This window comes from Paenibacillus sp. Dod16, assembly GCF_049893405.1.
In the GTDB taxonomy this organism is placed as follows: Bacteria; Bacillota; Bacilli; order Paenibacillales; family Paenibacillaceae; genus Paenibacillus_AQ.
Map to the genome: position 1 here is coordinate 163,681 of NZ_JBNDYG010000007.1, position 22,827 is coordinate 186,507.

The 22,827-nt window shown below is 43.3% G+C and carries 17 protein-coding genes and 1 pseudogene; 3 read left to right on the forward strand and 15 right to left on the reverse strand.

The features are described 5' to 3' along the window. Positions 1-109: 109 nt before the first annotated feature. From ACPV3A_RS08490 to ACPV3A_RS08520, 7 genes are all read right to left on the reverse strand, one after another. Positions 110-1,735, reverse strand: coding sequence for a hypothetical protein (locus ACPV3A_RS08490; protein ID WP_426198898.1), 1,626 nt, complete (start codon positions 1,733-1,735; stop codon positions 110-112). A gap of 371 nt (positions 1,736-2,106) precedes the next feature. Continuing rightward, positions 2,107-2,763 (reverse strand): SGNH/GDSL hydrolase family protein, encoded by a 657-nt coding sequence (locus tag ACPV3A_RS08495; protein WP_426198900.1) that lies wholly within the window; start codon positions 2,761-2,763, stop codon positions 2,107-2,109. Beyond that, complete coding sequence (locus ACPV3A_RS08500; protein WP_426198902.1) at positions 2,760-5,807, reverse strand: alpha-mannosidase; 3,048 nt, start codon at positions 5,805-5,807, stop codon at positions 2,760-2,762. Before ACPV3A_RS08500 ends, ACPV3A_RS08495 begins: the two co-directional genes overlap by 4 nt. Before the next feature lie 94 nt (positions 5,808-5,901). Beyond that, on the reverse strand, positions 5,902-7,524 hold the full coding sequence (locus tag ACPV3A_RS08505) for an extracellular solute-binding protein (protein WP_426198904.1): 1,623 nt from the start codon (positions 7,522-7,524) through the stop codon (positions 5,902-5,904). Between the two features lie 110 nt (positions 7,525-7,634). After that, positions 7,635-8,531: a carbohydrate ABC transporter permease gene (locus ACPV3A_RS08510; RefSeq protein WP_426198906.1), complete on the reverse strand. Its 897-nt coding sequence runs from the start codon at positions 8,529-8,531 to the stop codon at positions 7,635-7,637. Between the two features lie 11 nt (positions 8,532-8,542). Then, positions 8,543-9,457, reverse strand: a complete 915-nt coding sequence (locus ACPV3A_RS08515) for an ABC transporter permease (RefSeq protein WP_194541111.1) — start codon at positions 9,455-9,457, stop codon at positions 8,543-8,545. Between the two features lie 275 nt (positions 9,458-9,732). Next, positions 9,733-10,581 carry an AraC family transcriptional regulator gene (locus ACPV3A_RS08520; RefSeq protein WP_426198909.1) on the reverse strand — a complete coding sequence of 283 codons (849 nt, stop codon included), beginning with the start codon at positions 10,579-10,581 and terminating at the stop codon, positions 9,733-9,735. A 145-nt stretch (positions 10,582-10,726) separates the two neighbouring features. Between ACPV3A_RS08520 and ACPV3A_RS08525 the strand changes: the two genes are divergently transcribed. Beyond that, positions 10,727-11,668, forward strand: coding sequence for an MTP-1 family protein (locus tag ACPV3A_RS08525; RefSeq protein WP_194541109.1), 942 nt, complete (start codon positions 10,727-10,729; stop codon positions 11,666-11,668). A gap of 549 nt (positions 11,669-12,217) precedes the next feature. Then, a complete protein-coding gene (locus tag ACPV3A_RS08530; RefSeq protein WP_339295700.1) occupies positions 12,218-13,297 on the forward strand; it encodes a GntR family transcriptional regulator in 1,080 nt (359 codons plus the stop codon). A gap of 102 nt (positions 13,298-13,399) precedes the next feature. On the opposite strand, the pseudogene ACPV3A_RS08535 reads toward ACPV3A_RS08530, so the two are convergent. The 8 genes and pseudogenes from ACPV3A_RS08535 to ACPV3A_RS08570 all read right to left on the reverse strand — a co-directional run. After that, positions 13,400-13,471 (reverse strand): annotated as a pseudogene (locus ACPV3A_RS08535) (RNA 2'-phosphotransferase); the annotation flags it as partial. A 3-nt stretch (positions 13,472-13,474) separates the two neighbouring features. After that, a complete protein-coding gene (locus ACPV3A_RS08540) occupies positions 13,475-13,858 on the reverse strand; it encodes a DUF6960 family protein (protein WP_426198911.1) in 384 nt (127 codons plus the stop codon). Positions 13,859-14,570: 712 nt separating this feature from the next. Further along, positions 14,571-15,320, reverse strand: a complete 750-nt coding sequence (locus tag ACPV3A_RS08545; protein ID WP_426198913.1) for an ABC transporter ATP-binding protein — start codon at positions 15,318-15,320, stop codon at positions 14,571-14,573. Between the two features lie 3 nt (positions 15,321-15,323). Beyond that, the gene (locus ACPV3A_RS08550) at positions 15,324-16,625 is read right to left on the reverse strand and encodes an ABC transporter permease (protein ID WP_426198915.1); all 1,302 of its coding nucleotides are present in this window, start codon (positions 16,623-16,625) and stop codon (positions 15,324-15,326) included. Continuing rightward, positions 16,612-17,580 carry an FtsX-like permease family protein gene (locus tag ACPV3A_RS08555; protein ID WP_426198917.1) on the reverse strand — a complete coding sequence of 323 codons (969 nt, stop codon included), beginning with the start codon at positions 17,578-17,580 and terminating at the stop codon, positions 16,612-16,614. Before ACPV3A_RS08555 ends, ACPV3A_RS08550 begins: the two co-directional genes overlap by 14 nt. Positions 17,581-17,700: 120 nt before the next feature. Continuing rightward, entirely contained in the window at positions 17,701-18,135 is a 435-nt protein-coding gene (locus tag ACPV3A_RS08560) for a hypothetical protein (RefSeq protein WP_426198919.1), read from the reverse strand. Positions 18,136-19,755: 1,620 nt separating this feature from the next. Beyond that, positions 19,756-21,291: a DUF4179 domain-containing protein gene (locus ACPV3A_RS08565; RefSeq protein WP_426198921.1), complete on the reverse strand. Its 1,536-nt coding sequence runs from the start codon at positions 21,289-21,291 to the stop codon at positions 19,756-19,758. Beyond that, positions 21,263-21,844: an RNA polymerase sigma factor gene (locus tag ACPV3A_RS08570; RefSeq protein WP_426198923.1), complete on the reverse strand. Its 582-nt coding sequence runs from the start codon at positions 21,842-21,844 to the stop codon at positions 21,263-21,265. Before ACPV3A_RS08570 ends, ACPV3A_RS08565 begins: the two co-directional genes overlap by 29 nt. Before the next feature lie 145 nt (positions 21,845-21,989). On the opposite strand from ACPV3A_RS08570, the gene ACPV3A_RS08575 reads away from it, so the two are divergent. Further along, positions 21,990-22,820, forward strand: a complete 831-nt coding sequence (locus tag ACPV3A_RS08575) for a hypothetical protein (protein WP_426198925.1) — start codon at positions 21,990-21,992, stop codon at positions 22,818-22,820. Positions 22,821-22,827 lie beyond the last annotated feature (7 nt).

A 22,827-nucleotide genomic window follows, 5' to 3' on the forward strand; every position in this document is an offset into this window, starting at 1 on the left:
CTGTTCTGCAGGAACAAGCTCAAGTCGAAAAGGACCTCTCCGGTAAAGCCCCACAGCGCTTACGGAAAGGTCCTTATTCGTTCATCAATAACGGTCTGGCGCTCTAACGCTATATACCGGTCGTTACTTGAACCGGCTCTAGCCCTAACTCCGGATTCGCCAGATCGAGTTTATACATGACTTGATTGTAGTTATACCGCGGTGTCGGGATATGATCCGTGAACGTATTCGTGTAGGTGCCTTCGAAATAGATAATTCGGCCGCTTTCCTTGTTGAAGTTTTTGTGCTGGGCCACGTTGTAAAAAGTATAATTGTCATGCGTTACGATCTTTTTGGCAGTAGTCCAAGGGCCTTGAGGGGCCGGAGCCTCCGCGTACCAGATTTCCCCGAGCACCGACGTCTTGCCCTGCAGCTGCTGCCCGATCATCACGTAACGCTGCCGGTAATCGTTCCATTCGACGGAGCTTGAGGCGATTTCCACCGCTTCGCCGGTATCGGCATCTTTCAACTGATAATAATGCGGGTCATCCGCTTGGATCAGCCCTAGTTGGATCAGTTCCTTCTCTTGACTTTGGGTAAGCGGCGGCGTGTTCTTTTTCCAGCCCCATACGAGCTTGCCGTCCTCGTCTCGTTCCAGCGACGTTTGAGCCCCGTTGTATGCCGTTCCCGGCGTCAAGCACGTAAACGATTCGTATTGAGTATAGTCGATGATGGCGTCATAGCTGGCGGCAACTCGCAAATTCGGCATCCGGTGTTCGGTAAAGAGCCAGTAACCCGACCCGTTCTCTTCATAATAGGTTGCTTGGCCTCCCGGATGGCGCCAATCGTCTTTGGAAGGGAACTGGACGACCTGCTCAAACTCCTTCGTATTGTCGTTAAAGACAAGAATCCCGAAGGCGGTGAGATCGGGATTATGCGTGCTGTAGCCGGCGAGCAGACGCTCCTGTCCTGTGCTGTCCTCGGCGGTCATCAAACCGAACACCCAGGCTATACCGGCGCCGTCGGGCAGCGGCGGCACCAAGCTTTTGACGAAGCCGTCGTCTTTCGTAAAATAGTTCAGATTTACGCCGACGTCAGGATCCAACCCGCCGTTTTGCGGCATACTCGAAGTCGCTCCCGTTACGCGGAAATTCCCCAGCGGATAAGCCGGTCTGTCGGTATCGCCCCAGAACCAGTACAGCTTATTGTTGTACTCGATCGTCTGCACGGAATCCTGTCCCATGACCAGACCGTTGATCAGCGGCTCCTGAATCGGCGCATTCAAACCAAGCAGTACGCTGTCGCGGTATATACCCTGTCCCGTAACCCGATACAGCCGTTCCGCGATGTTGACCCGGTTCATCTCGATCGTAATCATGCCCCCGGGCGTGATCTGTACGGCCTGCCCGCGATTGCCGAACATGTCGGCAGGGAAGTCGTAACCGTCGCTCGACAAATGAAAGAAGACCGACTGATCCATTAGGCCGGGCTCGTTGAAGGCCACGATACCGGCACTGTCCGTGTAATACAGAATGTTGTTCGTCGTCTTCAGCTCAACAAGAGGAATGCCCCGGCCCGTCTCGGCATCCACGATCTTGATCATGAACGGCTCCTGAACCTTTTTCTTTGCATTGCTCAGATGTGGCTCCGCGCTGCTTTCCGCAGCCTGCGCCGTCACCGCGGCGCCTGGAGCCGTCATGACCGTCAGTATGATGCATGTCCAAATTCCCGCACGTTTCCACTGCTTCATCTTCATAACTCTTACCTCCCGACTTCTAGTAATTTTGATAGAATGATATCGTTGCTGACCGGATACCGTCTGTTCGAACCCTATTTCTACAGCCATGGGTACGAAACGCCTCCATAACCACCTCCTTTCTCAACTTGGAGAGGAACACATACGCGGATCGAGCAATAAAAAAAGGACCTAGCGACGTACATTTTCAATCAGAACATACGGATCGACAAGCATAAGCGAATGTAAGCTTCGGCGCGAATTTCGAAGAAACTTCGCACCGAGCTCTGCAAGCATTTTGCGGATTACCTGCTCCATGCTGATGAAGGAAGCACTGGCTCTACTAGCCCCACAATATAAAGTAGGAACGCTACAACTAAGTGCAGTTGACGTCAGGATCCGACTCGCATGCGCGACCAATCGAAGCCGATCGCCTCCAGCAGTGCGCGCGCAAGCAGCAGATGCCCCGTCAAGCTCGGATGCACCCGGTCGGACGCCAGCGCAGTCGGATGCACGTATTCGAAATGGCTGGCGAAAGCAGCCTGCGTATCCACAAACAATGCACCTACCCGCTTGGCAGCCCGTCCGAACTCGTCCATCCGGCTGCGCATGCGATCTTGGTCATTCGGCTCCAGATAGAACGGTGTCATAATCACGAGTCCCTCCAAGCCGGGAAGTGCCGATCGCACCAGCTCTTCCAGGGTCTGTTCATATTCTTCAAGGCTCACATGCGACTCCGGGATAGCAGGTTGGTCGAACCGCCGCCATACATCGTTGATGCCGATCATAACCGTTAACCAATCCGGATTCAGATCCAGTACGTCCGTCTGCCATCTGGCCTGCAAATCCCGAACCGTATTGCCGCCGATGCCCATATTCGTCACGCGAATGGAGAGCTCGGGATATGCCGCCTGCAGCATCCCGTCCACAAGTGCGGCATACCCTTTGCCGACGCCCTGGAACAACCCTTCCCCGTACGGATATTTACGTTCGCAGTCCGTGATCGAGTCGCCGATCATGACTAGGCGTTGCCCTTCTTTCAGCTTCATCCTTTATTCCTCCCACTCCGTTGGAGCCGAATCGTCTTCACCTCGAACGGACCGAATTGTAGCAATACATTTCCGCCCTCGTGCGGCAATTCCGCCATTCTCTCCTCCAGCATATTTGCCTCATAAACCATCGCAACGGACAGGCCGAAGTGAAGCCCGCACGCTACGGAGGCTCCCTTGCTCTCGTACAGACGCACGATCCAATCGCCCGATTCGTCTTCGGCAAGCTTGACCGTCTCCGCGATCACATTGGCTTGATCGACAAAGAGCAACGATTGCTCCTCCCGGCCTCCTCCAGACACGAGGCTGATAGGATAGTTCATCTCATAGGCTTCCCGTACGACAGGACTGCCCAGGAACGCTCCGTTCCAGAAAGTAAATCCATATGTAAAATGATGCGTCCCCTGATCGGACGTCTCATCCGGCCACGTCGGAGCCCGAAGCAGCGTTAGGCTCAGAGTATTGTCGTTGACGGAGATCCCGTATTTGCAGTCGTTCAGCAGCGCAAAGCCGCGATTCGCTTCTGCAAGCGCCGACCACTTATGCTGCACAACTTCGTATCGATCCGCATCATGCGGACGCGAAGCATGATTCGGCCGCTTGACGTAACCGAACTGAATTTCCTGCAGCGACTCGTTCGCATGAACGCGAACAGGGAAATCAACTTTTAGCAGCTTGTTCTTCTCGCGCCAGTGAATCGTCGTATGAAATTCCACCCGGCGGCTGCCGGCACGAAGCCGGATATCCTGGACCAGGGTCGATTGGTTCAGTTCGCGCTCAACCCGAATATTCGCGAAGAGCGGGCCGTTTGCGGTAACGGATACCTTGGCGCTCGTATTCAGCTCGACGGGTGCCAAGCGGTAGCGCCGATCGATCTCCCACGCATCGAAATCCGAATTTTGATCCCGATACATTCGCATGACGTTGCAGCGATCCGCCGCCCATTCCGTTCCGGTCTCCTTGTCAAAAATACGAGTAAGCCCGCCCTGTTCGTTCAATTCGAGTGCAATCCATTCATTCTCCAAACGCGATTCCGTTGCAAGAATCGCCGACGCTGCTGGAGCATCCGACGCTTCCGCTTCAGCCTTGTACGTCGACCAACCCATGGAAGGCGCCTCTACCTCGGCATAACGAACGCCTTCGTACAATTGCACCGGCATAACCGCTCCGTTCCCGTCCGCAATGCCATGAACGCCGGCTGGCAACGCGACCAATTCCTTTCTCGACCAGGATAGCGAGTTAAAGACGGTAACCCGGGAGGCATCATCGTCCGTGAGCGCATTCCTTGTATCCGATGCCATGTCGTACACATTCTCATTCAATGCCATCAGCTCAAGCTTCGCCTCTTCATGGACACGATGGATGGAGGAGCCCGGCAGAATATCGTGAAATTGGTGCAACAGCAGGGTCTTCCATAGCCGGTCCAGATCCTCGTGAGGGTAGTTCCGATTAACCAGCAGCTCCGCGGCAGCTCCCCAAAGCTCCGCCTCGCGGAAGCCGATTTCCGCCTTTCGGTTCAGCTTTTTGATGATCGCTTGCGTCGTATACGTCCCGCGGTGGGCGGGATAATAGAGCTCTCCTACGTATTTGGCATCAGGGATGCCTTTTTCGATCTGATCCTCAAAAAATTCGATCGGCGAGCCATGCTTCGTCTTGGGAACGCCCTCCAAATTACCGAGCCTGCGCATAAATTCGAGATCATCCCGATTGGAGCCGCCGCCTCCGTCGCCGTGTCCGAACTGCGTGAGTCGCGTAGAAATTCCCTCAAGCTGCACACGATCGCTCCACTGATGGATTAAGAACGACGGATTGATCCGAATCGGGTAGTAATCGCCGTAGTTCATCAGATGCGTCAAAATTTGCGAACCGTCGATCCCTTCCCACAGGAACGTATTATGCGGGAACGGGTCCGCTACATTATCATAAGTACCGAACAATTTTGTAGACGCGAAATAATGGATCCCGCAGCCCTTCATGATTTGCGGCAGGTTGCCGGAATAACCGAATACGTCAGGCAGCCACAGCATCTCGTTGTCCACGCCGAATTCGTCCTTGAAGAACCGCTTGCCGTGCAGCGCCTGGCGGATCAGACTCTCGCCGCTGGGTAAATTCGTATCGGGCTCCACCCACATGGATCCTTCGGGTATGATTCTCCCTTCCTTTACCGCCTGTTTAATGCGCCCATACAACTCCGGATACAGCGTCTTGACCACCTGGAACAAATACGGCTGGCTTTGGGTGTAAGTGTATTCCGGATATTCGTCCATGAGCGCCAACTGATTGGACATGGTCCGCGCAATTTTCCGCTTCGTTTCCGCGATCGGCCACAGCCAGGCGACATCCAGGTGGGACTGTCCCATAAGGTACAGGGTCGGCGCCGTTGAACCGTTCATGCAGGCCAAGAGCGGCTCCATCATCTGCCGGCACTGCTTTACGTTCTCTTCCAATAATTCCTGACGCAGGGTCAGGTCGATCGTGGCAAACACCTGAGTCAAACAACGATCAATCTCCGCAACGCGAAGGGATTTGGCATCGAGATGATTGCGAAGATCGTACAAACATTCCATATCGATGAAAAATTGGTAGACTTCCTCTTCAAAAATGCAGAGCTGCGACTCTCCGAACATCGGCTGAGAATCCGTTTGGCCGGCGTACGCTTCCGCGATAATTTCGAATCGCTCGCCGGCTTGCGCCGAACGGGTTAACGTTACGTAATGATGGTTAAGGTCCTTTGCGCCGCTCACAATGCCGTTAATATATACGGTCGCTTCGGATCCAAAATCAAGCAAGGCCACAAGACGTTTGCCTTCAGCCTCCTGAGGAACGACGATCATCGAGCGGAACCAGCCGTATCCCCACTTTTCCCCCCACCGTTGACCCGGGGCGATGCGCTCAAACGGTCGCCCATCCATTTCATGGATGAATAGTTGTTCCATTGTTGTAAAACCGGAAAAATCTATAGAGGAAAGCTTCGTCATCATAAATTGATGTCTTTTGTTTAGCAGCTTTTCGGCATGAAATAAAATCTCTTTTTTTTCACTCAAGCTTTCTCACATCCTATGGTTTCGTTATCTTTAATCCTATCGCTCTGCGACTTACTGCCGCCGGCGGCGGTCGGGAACGGAGGGACAATCTCTGTTAGTTGGCTAGAGCTCTTTGTGCAGCGTCATTATAAATTTTCAGCGCTTCATCAATGTTCCCCATTTTTTGGACCTTATCGATAAATGCCTGCCAATGATCGAAGCTGTTCTTACCTGCTACGAATTTGGCCTGTTCTTCCGTAACGAACGTCTTAATCGGGTTCATGATCTCCGAGATCCGCTGGCTTTCATCTCCCGTGAGTTGAATCGACGGCTCGCTCAACCAAGAAGGAACATAGTCGTTCTCGGGCATGGGCAGACTCGTCAGGAATTGCGCTTTCTCAATCGGCACCTCTTCGTATTTGCCGTTAAATACCGTATAGTCTGTCGCGGCAAAATCGACGAACGCTCTTGCATCGCTCACCATCTGCAATCCAGGGTTATGGTTCCGACTTGCGCGCATGCCGTATTTATCGCCCTCCAACCATGGATCCTTGGCCGTTTTCAGCGAGTCGACAAAGGTCGGAACACCCTCTTCTCCGATCGTATAGGTCGTGCCCTCAATTCCCCAAGTGATGAGCTGGATCATCTCATCCGAATACTGATAATCGATGAATTTGATCAATTCTTCAGGGTTTTTCACTTTTGAGCTTATGCCGTAGGCTCCCCAGCCCAAGTCAGGCGTATTGCCGTTTACAACCTCCTGCCAGGCCTTTCCGTACTTCGGATTGTCGGGATACAGCGAAACTGCGAATATCTTGCCGTCGCCCGCTGTTCTCGTATACTCGGCTGGCGTCGTAAACCACTGCGTCAGCCACATGAGATTGTCGCCGTTCAACGCTTTTCTTTTCAACGTATCGTCTGTATCAATAGTGTACTCCGGATCTAACAGCTTCTCCGCGTAGAGCTTATTCGCAAACTGCAGCGCATCTTTATACCCTTCTTCCAGAACCCCGTATACGTATTTCTCGCCGTCCCAGAAAATTTCATCCCGGATATGGTTCGCGGAGAACAACGATCTCAAGCTGTTCCACTTTGTCGCAACGGGATATTTGTCGGGGTATAGCTCTTTAAGTTTTTTGGCAGCCCCATAAAATTCATCGAGCGTTTCCGGAATATTGATGTTATTGGCCTCGAACACGTCATAGCGGTAGGCAGACGTATTCTGGATGAGCATGCCGCGATCCTCGGGGAATCTAGGCGTGGAGGTTTCTTTAAAGGTGAACATGTTGCCGTCGGCATCCGTAACCCGCTTCATCCCGTTTTTTACCTTGCCAATGTAGTTCATATAGTTCGGCATCAAATCTTTATACTGGCCTAACTCGAGAAGCTGGCCTTGTTCGGCCATTTCGGTCGTATCATAGAATAAAGGCGTCACGAAGAAATCTGTCAGATCGTCGCTTGCGATCATAAGTTTGACCTTCTCGTCATATTCGGAAGACGGAATATAGTTATATTCAATTTCCACCTTCTTGCCCATATAAGCTTCCATGCGTTTATGCCATTCCTTGCCTACCAGACTGTTCGGATTATCCACACCGTTCGCAGGCAGCGTGACCGAAAAGCGCATGACTTCTTGATTCTCTTCATGGGTATCCGTATTTTTGGAATTATTCGAACATCCGGAAAAAACCATCAGTAGGGACAATCCGAGGACAAGCTTCTTTGCCAATTTGTTCATTCCATTTCCCCCTAATTTGCACAATGAACCGCTTCTTCTTCAAATCTGCTATTCATTAACTGTCATCAATGACTGCACACTCAGCTTGCTTGCACCGCCACTCCGCTGCTTTAGCCTTTGATGGAGCCGACGAATATCCCTTTGGTGAAATGCTTCTGGAAGATCGGGTAAATACACATGATCGGAAACATGGTAATAATAATGACGCTCATTCGTACCGCCTTCGGATCAAGCGTTTCCCCCGGGGCATTGATGGCAACGGATCCGCCGCCTACTCGTCCTTGAATCGCAGTCGTATCCAAGGTAAACAGGTAGTTTCGGAGCACCATCTGTAACGGATACTTATCCTGATCTCGCAGATAAATCAAAGCCTCGAACCAACTGTTCCAGCTTCCAACCAGACCGAATAGAGCAAAGGTTGCAAAAAGCGCTTTCGACAACGGCAGTATGATCTTGAAAAGAACCACCAAATCACTCGCTCCATCGATATAGGCGGAGTCTTTCAGTTCAGAAGGAATATTCAGAAAGAAGGTCCGAAATAGAAACACATTATAAGCACTGATCGCGCCGGGGAGAATCATGACCCAGACCGTATCCAACAGGTTCAGACCGCGCATAAGCAGATAGGTCGGGATTAAACCGCCGCCGAAAAACATCGTAATCATGAGGAAAAGGGTAAAAAATTTCTTGCCCGCAAATCCCGGGATCGTGAGTGGATAAGCCATCAATGCCGTAAACAGCAGCATGATGCCCGTAGAGCCGGTCGCATAAATGATCGAGTTTAGATACCCTTTAAAAATGTACGGATCCTGAAATACCGTCGTGTACGCTTCCAGATTAAATCCCTTGGGCCAAATGGTTACGCTCCCGGAAGAGATGTAACGCGTGCCGCTTAGCGATGTCGCGATAATGTTCAGAATCGGATACAGCACGACAATCAGGATGAATAGCATGATAACAACATTGAATACATCGAAAGCTCTGGAACCCAAGCTAGCCTTTTTCAACACTCCACCACCTAGAACAAACTCGTATCTGATACTTTCCGGCTTAACCAATTGGTCAAGTAAAGGATCGTAAAGGAAATAACCGACATGAATAATCCGATGGCCGTCGTGTACTCGTATTGCGCGCCCAGTATACCTTGCCGATAAACATAGGATCCGATGACATCCGCTACTTCGTAAGTCTCAGGCGAATAAAGCAGAATAATCTTCTGGAAATCGCTTCCGAGGATTCCCCCCACGGCGAAAATCAGCAAAATTATGGTGGTCGGTTTGAGTGACGGCCATGTAATGTGCAAAACCTTCTTCCATCGGCCTGCGCCGTCTACCTCGGCTACGTCATACAGCGTAGGATCTATTCCGCTTAATGCAGCAAGGTAGATGATCGTGCCGAACCCGACGCCCTGCCATATGCCGGAAGAGATGAAGATGGTCCGAAAATAGTCAGGCTCGAGAAGAAACATGATCGGGTCTCCGCCGAAGAAGCCGACAATATGGTTAAACAAACCGTCTCTCGCCGTAAATTCCTTAAGCATCCCTGCAACAATGACGACCGATATAAAATGCGGGAAATAAGAAACCGTCTGCACAAGCTTCTTAAAGCCCTTGTTTTTCAATTCATTAAATAACAGTGCTAATATAATTGGTGCCGGAAATGACCAAAATAAAGTATACAAACCGAGAAGCAAAGTATTCTTTAATACCCTGAACGCCATCGGATCGTTAAAAAAAGAAGTGAAGTACTTTACCCCTACCCACTCACTTCCCCAAATCCCCTTGGATGCGTTGAAATCTTTGAAAGCGATTAATATTCCGTACATCGGAAAATAGTGAAAGATTAACAGCGTCAGAAAGCCGGGAAGCACCATAAGGTAGAGATAGCGGTGCTTGACGATTCTGGCCACCAGCCTGTTATTGGTTGTTTTCAAATGAACACCTCCTGACTGTTAACATGTTGTGATCGGATTCTGTTGGTGCTATGGCTCGAGGAAGCATGAGCCTAGCTACATATGTAAGCGCATTCATTTTCACCTCCAGACTATATCCTAACGTTCGTCGAAAACACATTTGCTTTCTCTACCGTCCCCTATAGATATGATCATCATGATGTCTCACAAGTTATTATGCTAAGTAGAAAATAACACATACTATTTTTTGTCGTCAATATATAAAAAAGTTTATAATCCCACCGGAAATTGGCATACTATCTCCGAATAGTTCCGAATTGGCGATACCGATACGGCGTTAAATTATGCCTCCGCTTGAATAAGTCGTAGAAGTAGCTGAGGTTGTCAAGTCCGATCTCAAGACTGATGTCCACGATTTCCATATCCGTGTTCAGCAGCAAATTCTCGGCATAGGACATTCTCAATTCGTTAATGTATTGGGTCGGGGACATGCCGAGATGCTCCCTAAACATCCTGCATACGTAGGCATGCGATTTGCCCGACAGCTCAACAAGCGCAGCCGTTCCCCGTGTGAAGTGCTCTTTCTTTTTCGCATCTCTGCACAGAGCCTTAAACCATTCCGGCTGTCCGGTAAGATCTATTGGATCCGCTTCGGCCTTGATGTACCTGGAGAACAGGTCGGTCAAGATGGCTCTTACCTTCGCTTTGACGGCCAGCTTCTTCTCCTGCGGGATCAGACTGAGCTGGTCCAGCCGGTACCGCACGTATTCCTTCTCCATTTTGGACAGCACGGTCGACGGCGGCATAGCCGGATCAAGCAGTCTTTCGCTTGGGAACCCTTCTCCCAAGAAAGCAATCAGGTCGTCCAGGACCTCTCGATTGAACGACAGATTGATGAATTGGCAATCGCTATCCGTCGTCTGCTCATAGTAATGAACGTCCCGGTCCCGTATGAACACGAGTGTATTTTCCTGCAGCAGCTGCCTTTTGCCATTAATGACATGCACAACGCTTCCCTTCAGGATAAGAAACAATTCAAAGAAGTCGTGCGTATGCATGCCGATCGTATCGCCCACCGAAGCGATCAGTCGACAGTGAGCCTGAATTTCAGAATCAATGCCGTCTGCCGCTAGAAGCTTCAACATATACGATATCCCTCCTTATTTGTATATTGACTAGTTCCTCCGATGTCAAAACACCATAAAACATTCCAAAATAGAGCAAGATTGAAAGCAGCACTTTCGATTAGGATAGAGTTGTTATTAAAGCCTGAAAGGAGATTTGCCACGAATGAACTTATTGGAACAGCGTCAGCAATTCGAAGCAAACAAACGCATTTATGAAAGCGCCAAGCTTGTCTTTCGCGGAGTCGAAGGCTTCGATGTTTACAATCCTTCGATTCCGTTCGAATGGAACGGCAGGCGCTACATATACGGACGCGTGGAGAAACGCCATGAGTGGGCGAGATCTTGGGTTCGCCTGTTCGAGGAGAGCGGACCGGACGAGTGGACAGCCGTCCCGAATACGATGATTTATCAGCTTGAAGATCCTTATATTAGCGTGATCAACAAACAGCTCGTACTAGGCGGCACGCACGTTCGTAACAAACAGGGGCGGCTTGATACTTTCTACGGCTATTTCTACAAAGGCCGCGATCTTCATGATCTTTACTACTTCACGACCGGTCCGGATTATATGAAGGATATTCGGCTCGTAGAGCTCCGAGACGGTAGGATCGGCGTCTTCTCAAGACCACGCAGCGAAGAAGTACGCAAGCAATTCGGAAGCGAATCCTTAGTGGGATTCACTGTCATCGACAGCCTAGACGCACTGTCACCGGAAGTCATCAAGAACGCCCCATATATCAGTGGACTGTTCCGCAAGGATGAGTGGGGCGGCTGCAACCAGGCCTACTTACTCGAAAGCGGGAAGATCGGCGTCATCGGCCATATCTGCTATGCTCAGGGAGATACATCGACTTACATGAACATGGCTTTCGTACTGGACCCGCAGACGAATCAATTTTCGGATTTGAACATCATCGGCACCCGTCCTTGTTATCCGGATGGCCCCGCCAAGAAGGCGCATCTGACCGACTGCGCGTTCACCGCTGGCATTGAAATGCGTCCCGACGGCAAGGTCAATCTGTACAGCGGCATCGGCGATACCGGAGCAGCGCGTATCGTCATCGACTACCCGTTCGAAAAGGAAGGCGCTATTGTAACCTTATGATGCGTGTTCAACAAGTGGGTTTACAGAACCGAGAAGGTTGGATGAAGCTAGGGAATGAGTAGCGGAGCTACACGTTTTCGCAGAAAACGCCTTCGAAAGCATCTGCTGTAGTGGGTACGTGAGCAACGGTGGCCCGACTGATTGAAGATTCGATGTCGAGTCCGCTTCCTGATCTGCTTCGTCCTGGAAGACGGCTTTTTGAACAACCTGTACTAGATGAAATTCCAAGCATCGAGCTGCTGGATTCCCCAGCGGCTCTTTTCTATGTCTGTTTACGGTGTATTATAGTGCCATTCATTTTGCAAAGTGTTCCATCTCGAGGTTATTATGATAAGTGAATGAAAACACATACTTTATTTAACCCCATAGTAATACAGACCTTCACGAAATTCAAATCTTTTATATCATTTTCCTCCCTTTTCTGCTTTATTCCCGAAAACCACCCACCTATTCGACATAATCTTTTTCCAAAATGCAGCCCAATTACGTATACTTTTTAAACCGATGTGCGCTATAATTGGAGGAAATGTTAATACGAGGTGAACCTACTTGAGCAAGAAGGACGTGGCTCTGCCAAAGTACCAGATGGTGAAAGACTATGTCTTATCCCAGATCGAGAATCAGGAATTTACAAAGGACGACCGGATTCCTAGCGAGTCGGAATTTTCCAAGCTGCTGGATGTCAGCTCTATCACTGTCCGTAAAGCGCTGTCGGAGCTAGTGAACGAGGGCGTGATCTACCGCGTCAGAGGTAAGGGAAGCTTTGTAGCCAACCAATCAACCGTCTCGGAAAAGACCTCAAATCTGGTGGCCTTCGTCATTTCCGGCGTCGACCTTTACGATAGTTCGTATATGCAGATCATGAGGGGCATACAGTCCTTTCTGGGCAAGCATGGTTGCAAGCTGATCATCGAATTCGTGGAGAACGACTTCGAACAGGAACGAGAGCTTGTTCTGGAACTGATTCAAACGGAACTAAGAGGAATACTCATCTATTCCTCTAATCCCGAAGCTGCGAAGGGCTATCTCGGGGAAATTCGCAAAAAAGCGATTCCGTTCGTGATGCTCGATCGTTCCCCTTCCGGCTATCCGGTCAACGTCGTCACCTGTAACAACCACGACGGAGCTTATGAAGCAGTAGAATACTTGATAAAACAAGGTCATCGCCGAATCGGATTTGCTGCTTACGACTACCACCTGAGCCCGGAGGTTGACAGATATAACGGCTATTGCAACGCCATGTCGAATGCGTCCCTTCCGATACCCGAATCGCTCTTGTTCCTGGACAAGGAATTGGACTACGCCGCGCTTGCGCGCCTTATCCAAATTGGAGAGCTGACCGCGCTGTTCTGCGCGAACGACAAGCGGGCCCTAGAGGTAATCGAACAGCTCACCGCACTTGACATTCGTATCCCCGAACAAGTATCCCTAATGGGCTTTGACGATTTTGAAAGCTCCAAATTCGCCAAGATCGCTTTGAGCACAGTGAAGCAATATTTCGACGTCCTCGGCTATGAGAGCGCCAAGCTGCTGTTCGAAATTACCGAAGGCTCGTCTTACGGGAATAAGAAAGTCATGCTGCCTACAAGCTTGGTCATACGTGACACGATCAAGCCAGTCCAAGGTTAATGAGTTTAAATAAAATGGCAATTGGTTCCAGTTCTGACCGGAATCAATTGCCATTTATGTCTAACTGGGAAAGTCGATCTGTTCAATGCTTACCCATCCCTAATCATCTAATCCTAATTCATACTCCCATGGAGCATGTCTTATGGCATATAATACTTCTTTGCTTAATTTTGTACACTACTCACACTCCATGCTTATTAAATCTTCACTATAGTATCGGGATGACTTTTTCTTACCGTCTACTTCAATAAAGTACTTCTCTTTTTCACTCTGATTATGACAGTTGATTTCGGAAATAGTTCCAATAATCTCCGGTTTTTTTCTAAGTCTTACAGTGTCACCAAAATTAAATTTTGGCGTAGAAACTTTTTTGAACAGCTGCGGTTTGACCAAGTAACTGTGGCTATTATATTGCAACTCTACAAATTCGCCTCGTTCACCAACGCATAGAAATAACTTTCCGTATGGTTTTAATCTACTAAACTCATCCCTATGGTATTCTTCAATTAATTCCTCTCCATCTTCCTCAAACCATGGATAAATCCTCCATGTACCTGCCAACAGAAACACCCCATTTTCCCTAGTTTCATAGTAAATGAGGATTTCTTCAAAGCTTTCGATTTAGTGATCCATCTTTGATTTTTGGTATGCAAAAAAGACTCATTCCTCCTCATTGCTCAATTAGAATAAGCCTTTGAAAGTTTATCAAGCCAAGTCTTAGATTCCCACTTTCAATTCAGAAAATTTCCTTTCCGCCTTTTACCCGTCTTCAATGTTGAAGTAATGGTCAATTACTCTCCTTGAGTCTGTTTCAACATCTGAAATTCTCGAAAAATCAATAAGGGTAACGAGTCTATGCCTCAAAACCACCCAGTAGAGCGAAGAGCCATAATAATAAAGTTGTAAAGATGATACCAAAATAATAATTTGCACGTACTAATATACAAGATGCAAGAAGAGATCTGTTCAGGTTGAACTCTTAAAATGGCTCCAATTCAACAATGACTATATCTCAATAAAATGCCCTTTCTGCTACTGGAGTCCACTATAAATATCCAAAAAAGTTTCTTCGACATTACACTTGCAAATTCGTACAAAAACCTCACAGATCGCAAAAACTGATTACTGCAATGGATCACTAGATTTTAACTTCATACCTCTCTCTGCCTTACATCTTATCATTACGAGAACATACCCGCCTTCGTAAGAAATGGGTTGACAACTACAGAGAAGAAGCGAATCGATAATATACTCGAGTTCTCCAATTGTCAAGTTACGCATGGTGATTTCTGATGTCTTCGGTGTCTTCGGGTGAATCCTTATGGAGAGGATTTTCCCTTTGGTTTTCGTTTATTGATAATAATTTTAATCTTTTTTGTTGTAGCTCATAAATCATCTGACAACAAACAGCAACTGAATTATCATGAGTAACAATAACTAATGTCATACCTTTTTTATGTAACATATCAAAAATGTTTAATATAGATTCCTCGGTTTCTTCGTCCAATGAACCTGTAGGCTCATCCGCAAGAAGTATTGATGGATTTTTAACAATTGCTCGAGCGATCGCAACACGCTGGCGCTCGCCACCTGACAAATTAATAATTTGTCTCTTTAATATGTGCTTTATCTCTAAATCATTAGCTACTTTCTCCACCATGCTTTTAATTTCCTTGTTTGATATTTTAAAATATCGTAAAGGAAGAGCAATATTTTCGTAAACATTCCTGTCATCAAGTAAATGGAAGTTTTGAGTGATAAATCCAATGTTTTTTTTCCGATATTCAGCCTTTTCATTTACAGTCATTCCTTTAAGACTCTTACCTTCAAATATCATGTCCCCCTCTTCGAAATCTATTAATCCTCCCAAAATGTTAAGGATTGTGGATTTTCCAGAACCACTTTTCCCTCTAATGGCAATCGAACTACCTTTTTTTATTTCTAAATCTAAACAGTCCAAAATTTTTGTGTATTCAATTCCATTTTTAAAATATTTGGTTATTTGTTTAAGCTCAAGAAGCATTAATTATATTCTCCCTTCAAAATCATTATTTAGCGATGTAATCATGTGATTTCTCAAAAGTTGATACGTTGGTAAAAAACAGGCAATAATACTCAATAATATACTCAGAATAAAAATATAAATTTGAACGGTAATATCCCCTATCATCATCACTTGATTCAAAAGAATATAATTTGTGATATAAGCTAAAAATACTATTAACGCAATTTCAATCCATTGGATAAACACTAGTTGAATCCGAGTTGAGCCGTTCATATAATATACAGCAAATGTTGATAATCTTCTTTTCTGTTGTAAAAACAATATCGTATTTATCAAAAAAATATTCAAGATCATAAATGAAAGAAATATTGCCACCACTAAATTACGTTCTTCTGAAATGATGGTCATAAGTCCTCTATATTGATTAAAATGAGGATTTAACCCAATAAAGGAGTATTTACCGAACGAAGAATTTTGTGCTATGGCCTCAATTCTTTGCATTACCACTTGATTTCCTGATATGTCATTATTGGTGACAACATACCCATTTATCATCGCAAAATAACTAGCTTGTTGGAATTTTTCGTCGATTAATGTTGTAGGTTTCGAATTCCACTCTATATAAGGTAAGAGTATATATTTATCAAGATAAAACTCTGTATTATTTTGATAAAAGACCTTACTATTAGGATTTAAAAAACCAACAACCTTAATATTTACCATTTTATTATAATAATTAATCTTTGTAACATCACCAATTTCATAATAATTACGATATGTATCGCCTAAGAGAACTGGTATCTCGTTTTGTTCATTTTGAAAATCATCTTTATCCCATAATTGTCCCTCAGATACCTGTAAATTAAAAAAATTGAGGGCTTGATTATTTAACTGAAATGCTTTAGCTACAGTGTAGGATTTATTATTTATTGTTGTTTGAATTTTTTCATTTCCTCGTTCGTATCCGTGATATGCATCAGAAGGTATTTTCGTGTCTTCTATCATAATAGCTTGATCATACATCGCCAGGTATTGAAACTCAGTAGCAGTATTAAGCCCATTATAAAAATTTTTCAAACGAGTTATGTAATCATTTTCACTAATAAATTCCTGATATTCTTCTGCATCATAGTAACCATCAATTAGTTGATAAATAGCCTTCCCATCATATATTTGTTGCAAATCTTCACTTTCAAAATCGATTTCTTTAATCAATGTTACAAATGTACCAAAAGTAATTAAAAACAACGTAATTTGTACATATAAAACCAAAACGAGAAACAAATACTTCCTTAAGTAAAACTTAAGATTATTTAATATCACTATTAGCTACCCCACTTTTGTGTCTTAAACTTCCATTACGAATAAAAATATACATACATGTCCAAGAAGCTAAAAGAAATATGCAAGCATTACTCACCAAATGCGAAAAAGGCACCGGATTAAATGCATAGAATAAACCAAAAGAAATAAAATTAGATAATAGAATTAGTAAGCTAGCTTTTATTACTAGCTTTCTCTGAATCATTTTTTTGGGTATTCCCAATAAAAACAATACATTTATCTCATATTGTTCCTTTTCATACCAGTAACGTAGGAAAGCCAATATACTAAATAAAACAAGAAGGTACATTTCAACCCACAATAAATGATAGTAATAAGATACATTTCCTGTTCTATATAGACCCTTTTGTGTACTTTTAATTTGTGTAATTGATGGATTTAAATCATTGAGCCGCTTGGTAATTTTATTTACTGTTGCTTTACTATCACTGTCTAAAATAATTCTTCCGTCTGTTGGTATTTGTGGGTTGGGATGATGAAGTATAGCCAGATAATCACTGGAACTCGCATAATTCTTTCCAAGAATACCTGTTACATAATATTTATTCCCTTGATAAAAAACATAACTTTTCTCATTTTCTTTTTGCAAATATTGTATCATTTCCTTTCCAACAACTGCTTGTAGTTCTTGATCAGTTTCAGAAAAAAAATGTCCTGACAACATTGGAGGTTTCCATTCTCCATTGTTTTGAATTAAAAATCGATATGAATTATTAACTTCAAAAAAAATTCTATAATTTGATTCCCCTAATTTTTCTGACGGTATCCAATCGTTGTTATTTACAAATACAGCATGATTTTTGGTATAGAGATCATTGGATAGCTCAAAATATAATTTTTGCTTAATAGAAAAAATCTGGAATGAAAAACATAAAGAGAATAAACAAACAAATACTAAAACAAATGCTATATCTTTTCTAATAACTGAAGGCATGAGCCGCTCCTTTTTCAAAATAATAAAAGATAGAAGGTTACTTTACCTAGTTTACAGATAAAGCAACCTTCCTCTAAAAGACCTATCGTGGCCTATTAATTCCAAATGATAATTTTAATATTATGATCCCCAATATGTTCTTGCTTCTGTGTTTTCAAATCCGGATGGAAGATACCATGGAGATTGCGCAGATGTTTGATGTAAGCCCCATTGTCTTCCACTAGTTGTCTTAACTGTGCCATTGGAGAGTTCCATTTGAGCTGTTGTATAATGGTATGTCCCGTTCCATATAGTTTCTCCATATGCCGCGTATTCCCAGACCGGAGAAGCAGAACTCCCAACATTCCATTGCAATCTTTTTCCCGTATGAGAACTTGGGGCAAGTACTCCTACCGAATCAGAATTTATAGAATTTGACGAATTCACATAATAACCATTCGATTCGCTCCAACCACCAGAAATTTGTTGATCTTGCTGATCACTTGCAAATGTGGGGATAGCAACAACAAGACTCAGCAATGAAGCTACAACAGCAACTTTGAAACGTTTTTTCATATCCCTCCAAATTAATATTTTTATGTAACTAAGTTAAGCACTATTACTTATAATCTCCCCTTTCAATTGTAGTAGAAGTTTGTGGTAACATGTAGTTACAGATATTATACCAAAATAATGAAATAAAAAACAATAAACCCCAAATTTTATTTCATTTTCTATTTTTCATAAAAATTGAAACGAGCTATTAAGTACATGAGCACTAGAAAACTATTATCCGTTCTTCTTGGTGAGTTGTTGCAGGTGCTTTTTTAGTATCGTATACTACAACGGCGGAAAGAGCTATTGCCCAGACACCTATGGAGGCTGTAGAAGGGTATTTGATACGCTAAAGATAAAGAGGCAATGATGTTTTATTCGAAAGATAAACTATTTTAGATAAAAAAACCGGGAGGAAGGATATCGAGAGAATCTTAAAACAAATCTTACATCCAGTTATAAACTTGTTAGGAAGTAAACAAATTAACAGAAATGAAATCGCTTCAATAATTTTGTGCTATTCAGGCGACGGTTACAAACAACCCCCGCCCCTGCCTTATGAAGTTTTTAAAAACGAAAATTCGTGGAAAGTATTAATTGGACACTAGAGTTACTCTTGTTAACTTGAACTTAGTTTTAGTGATAACGATAGTGAACTGCCCGAATCAGTAGAATCTATTCTTCATCTCATCAATGAATTATGGAGGTTTAAGAATTTAAAAAATCTCAGCGATACCAAAAACACCAAGTGAAAAAACGAGATGAAAATGTGGTCATCTGTGCATTTATCATTACAGGCCACGAAGAAATCGAATAATTTAAGAAATAAAATAAAAAGGACGAATTACTATTCGTCCTAGCTGTCTTCTCGTCTTGATTGAGCTACCGTTTCCGGTTATAGCATAGCGAGACGAATTTTTATTTAGGGTTTTGCATTATTAACTACATTGCGTATTTCCTGGTGGTTCTTCTGAATATCTTGTCTCACGGGGAAGAATCCCATTACCTCGTACACAAGTACTTCTCTAGTTCATCTCCAACTTCTCCATCTTAACCTAGTCGATATTTCGGACACCCTATACCCCACCAGCCAATTCCCCTTCAGTCGATACAAACTTGACTTCAACATTCCTTTTCCCATCCGTCAGGTTGGACGGGATTTCATATGACACATTCCTTCGGATCAGAAGACGCACGGCCTGATACTTTGGTCTCTCAAAATCCTTGCCGCTTAACTTATCCACAAATATGTACCGTTCCTCTACACCCAGCTCCCAAAATTTGACGAGCTGCCTTTCCGAATTTTTGTCCCTCGTAGATACTATATACTAGTTTCAACAGTCCCACTCCCATCTTGTCGTTTCAAAAAGTGATTAAGTATTTTGGAACATTCCTAAAGTCATTTTAATAGGTTTGAACGTAGAAACATAGGGATTCTAAAGTGTCCCAAAAATCAAACTTTATGGCACTAATTGAAATTCACCCCACCTCAAAAGAAGAAGGCAAACGGAAGATCCGTTCGCCTTCTTCTTTTGAAGTGGTAGGTAGGGTTTCTTTTGTTGCTGTTCGTTAAAGTCAATACCGCATTGCTTTGGTAACTGAATGAATACCGTCGTTACTAAATATCCGACTATCACTAGGTTATTTTTCATTTAAAGCTATTGACCAATCAACAGAAGTATATATTCTTTCCACAAATGTCCGGACTATCTTGAATTCTCCTTCAATATCTGGTAGTCCTTCTATTACAAATTCAGAATTATTACTAATCTCAGTTCCACTTCCTGAAGGGGATAAGCCACCTCTAAATTGTACTGGATATCTCTTTGTATCACCGATACGCTGAATAATCCATCGATCATTTATAAAGATACTGTTGCTAAAGCCATTAATTTTAATTTTGGTTTGATTTGTTTTATCCTCTCCCTCAGTGGATAAAACAACTTCATTTAAATGAATCTGATCTTCGTTGTTTTTTCCTTCGAACGTTATCGTATTTTGCCCCAATTCATTAAAATCGAAATCAACTGAAGAACCATCCTCCTCTAATAACGAAAGACCATCAAAAACAAAAATAGCTTCATCTGGAATGTTTATAAAGGAGTAAGACCAATGAGTGATTTTTTCATCTTTGGTGTCAGTATAATGATGTTTATCTAACAATCCCTGCTTATGCCCACCCTTAGTACTTCCTATACTGTGAATTTCATTTCCCGTATCATCTTCGAAGTGAAACATAAGACTTCCAACTTTTAGTTCATTAGAAGTAGAATTAGTTTTCATCTCTAGTCTCGTTGATGAAGGAGTTTGAATTAACCTATTCACCTGAACAATAATATTTGTGTTAGGGACAACATAGGACTGATTAATTTCTTTAACAGTTGATATTTGATTAGCTTCATTTAAGTCTAAAGCAAAATTGAAATTCCAATCTCCCTGTATAGTTCTTTGATTATCGACCGTACCACCAAGCTGGTTAATTTCTCCTACAACTTTAATGCTTTCTGATTCAATAAAGTTAGGAAAGATCACAGATAACTGATAGTAATTGTTGGTCTTGCCTACATGGCTAAACTCACCTAATATTTTTCCGTTCTTATCTTGAACATATATGTGGTTTTCCTTACCTAGATTTAGCATACCTTCTGAACTTGATTCATCAGAATTAATAAGCTGAAGAGCCATTACTATACGTCCACCGTCTGCACTAACTTCGTTTATTTTTAATGTATAATCTTGATCGGTGACCAACACTCCAGGATCCAGGATAGTTCCGTATTTTTTTGCATTTAGCAATCCAGTGTCCGTGCTGTCTACTGATAAAAGTGATTTAAATGTGTCCGCAATAGTTGACCCAGATATATATAGGAATGACCCAATAATTAATATGACTGATAGCAAAGTCAATAGCCTTTGTTTCTTCCATCCCTTTTTTTGACGAACAAATGAAACTGGTTCTTTCTTTCTAACATGATTATAAATGTAATGCATAACGTTATTATTTATCTCTTTGGGGCTCTCTACGCTAAATAAATTACGCAGATCTTGATGCTCATTAAGAACTCGTTCATAAATTTGCTTGCAATGAAGGCATGTTTTAATATGGAGATTTTGGGGGCTATTTTCCTCTACATCGTAAATTAAATCTTCAATCTCCGAAATTTCTAAGCATTTCATTTAAATCATCTCCTTTTTCTTGAATTGTTGAACGAAGCTTCTTTTTGGCACTAAATAATTCATTTCTTACTTTAATTGCAGATATTTGCAGTATGTCAGCAATCTCTTGATAACTGAGTTCACCTAAATAACGAAGCATCAGTATTTGCTTTTTTTTCTTAGGCAAAACATTTAATAAATTCATTATCGATTTTTTATGATACTCATAAATAAATTCACTTTCCGGGGTCCTGTAATCTGCTGCGTTTTCATCCACAGCAATAGGGAGCTTTAATCTCCACTTTTGTTTTCTTTGAAAGTCCCTCATTTGATTGATAGCGATACTAAAAAGCCATGCTGAAAACTTTTTGGACAAATTATGTTGATCAAGTTTTGTATAGGCCTTGAAGAAAGTCTCTTGGGTAAGTTCCTGCGCATCGCTATAATTCATGCCCATTTTGATGAAATAGCTGAAAATTCTCTGATGATACCGTTCGACAATAATTGAGAATTTATTTATTTCTCCGTTCATTATCTCTAAAATTAGCTTTTCTCCATCAGTAAAATTGTCCATCCTAACCTCACCTCCAAACTTTTTTCTTAACTATAAGACGAATATGAAGTTAAACGTGTCTAAAAAAAGTGGAAATAGTATTTGCCAATATTTTCTTTTTCGTGTAATATAAGTGTGTAAAAACAATTAATTAGGAGGGAAAATTATGAAAAAGTTTAAAAAAATCATGCCCTTATTCCTTTTACTGAATCTTTTTCTGACTACTTCAATCTTTGCAACCTCAGCTGGCTCAGCGGAAAAAAGTAACGAAGCATTGGATGTTGCACACCTATATTTTGATGCTTTACTTAGAAATGATGTAAATGGAATGATCGAGTATTCTAATGATCTAAATTACATTGACAATAAGAGTAGAGAAGAAGGATATAATGAATTTGCAACAGACACTTTAGTTAACTACGAAATTCTCAAAGCTGAAAAGATTAATGATACGAAATATCAACTTCAAGTCCAATTTACATATACGGACATAGATAAATACCCTTCTCTTCCATACACAGTTTCAAAAACCGAACAGGGGTGGAAGGTTATAATTAAGCCTTTAGAAGTTAATCTTGATCCAAGTTCATCGGATTATCTTAATGTCAAAGCTGGAACACCAATTTATAAAATGATTCAAGAACCTGAAACAACTTTCCAGCCATTTGCTGAATTAGTATATTATTCTTTTGACCTTTTTGGTCAACAACCTTTACTTGGACAAACAAATTTCAATATTTCTAAAGGTTCTGTGACTGTACATGGTTGGCAGACTGATGGAATTGGTACAGCGTCAGTTCGTTACGAAATTGTTAAACCTTTATCAGGAGGAAATGTTAACTGGTATGGTCAAAAAACAGTGAATGGTAACTATCCACAAAATGGAACGTGGTACAGTGAAAGCATATCTCTAAGTGCTTCGCCAATAACGAATGCTCGTATAAGAATTACAAATATGAGTTATGAAGTAATAGGTGCAGGTAATGTCTACGAATAATTAAAAT

Excerpts from the sequence above, each read along its gene's own strand:
- ACPV3A_RS08490 (WP_426198898.1), bottom strand. The coding sequence starts at position 1,735 with ATGAAGATGAAGCAGTGGAAACGTGCGGGAATTTGGACATGCATCATA.
- ACPV3A_RS08495 (WP_426198900.1), bottom strand. The coding sequence starts at position 2,763 with ATGAAGCTGAAAGAAGGGCAACGCCTAGTCATGATCGGCGACTCGATC.
- ACPV3A_RS08505 (WP_426198904.1), bottom strand. The coding sequence starts at position 7,524 with ATGAACAAATTGGCAAAGAAGCTTGTCCTCGGATTGTCCCTACTGATG.
- ACPV3A_RS08520 (WP_426198909.1), bottom strand. The coding sequence starts at position 10,581 with ATGTTGAAGCTTCTAGCGGCAGACGGCATTGATTCTGAAATTCAGGCT.
- ACPV3A_RS08525 (WP_194541109.1), top strand. The coding sequence starts at position 10,727 with ATGAACTTATTGGAACAGCGTCAGCAATTCGAAGCAAACAAACGCATT.
- ACPV3A_RS08545 (WP_426198913.1), bottom strand. The coding sequence starts at position 15,320 with ATGCTTCTTGAGCTTAAACAAATAACCAAATATTTTAAAAATGGAATT.
- ACPV3A_RS08555 (WP_426198917.1), bottom strand. The coding sequence starts at position 17,580 with ATGCCTTCAGTTATTAGAAAAGATATAGCATTTGTTTTAGTATTTGTT.
- ACPV3A_RS08560 (WP_426198919.1), bottom strand. The coding sequence starts at position 18,135 with ATGAAAAAACGTTTCAAAGTTGCTGTTGTAGCTTCATTGCTGAGTCTT.
- ACPV3A_RS08565 (WP_426198921.1), bottom strand. The coding sequence starts at position 21,291 with ATGAAATGCTTAGAAATTTCGGAGATTGAAGATTTAATTTACGATGTA.
- ACPV3A_RS08570 (WP_426198923.1), bottom strand. The coding sequence starts at position 21,844 with ATGGACAATTTTACTGATGGAGAAAAGCTAATTTTAGAGATAATGAAC.
- ACPV3A_RS08575 (WP_426198925.1), top strand. The coding sequence starts at position 21,990 with ATGAAAAAGTTTAAAAAAATCATGCCCTTATTCCTTTTACTGAATCTT.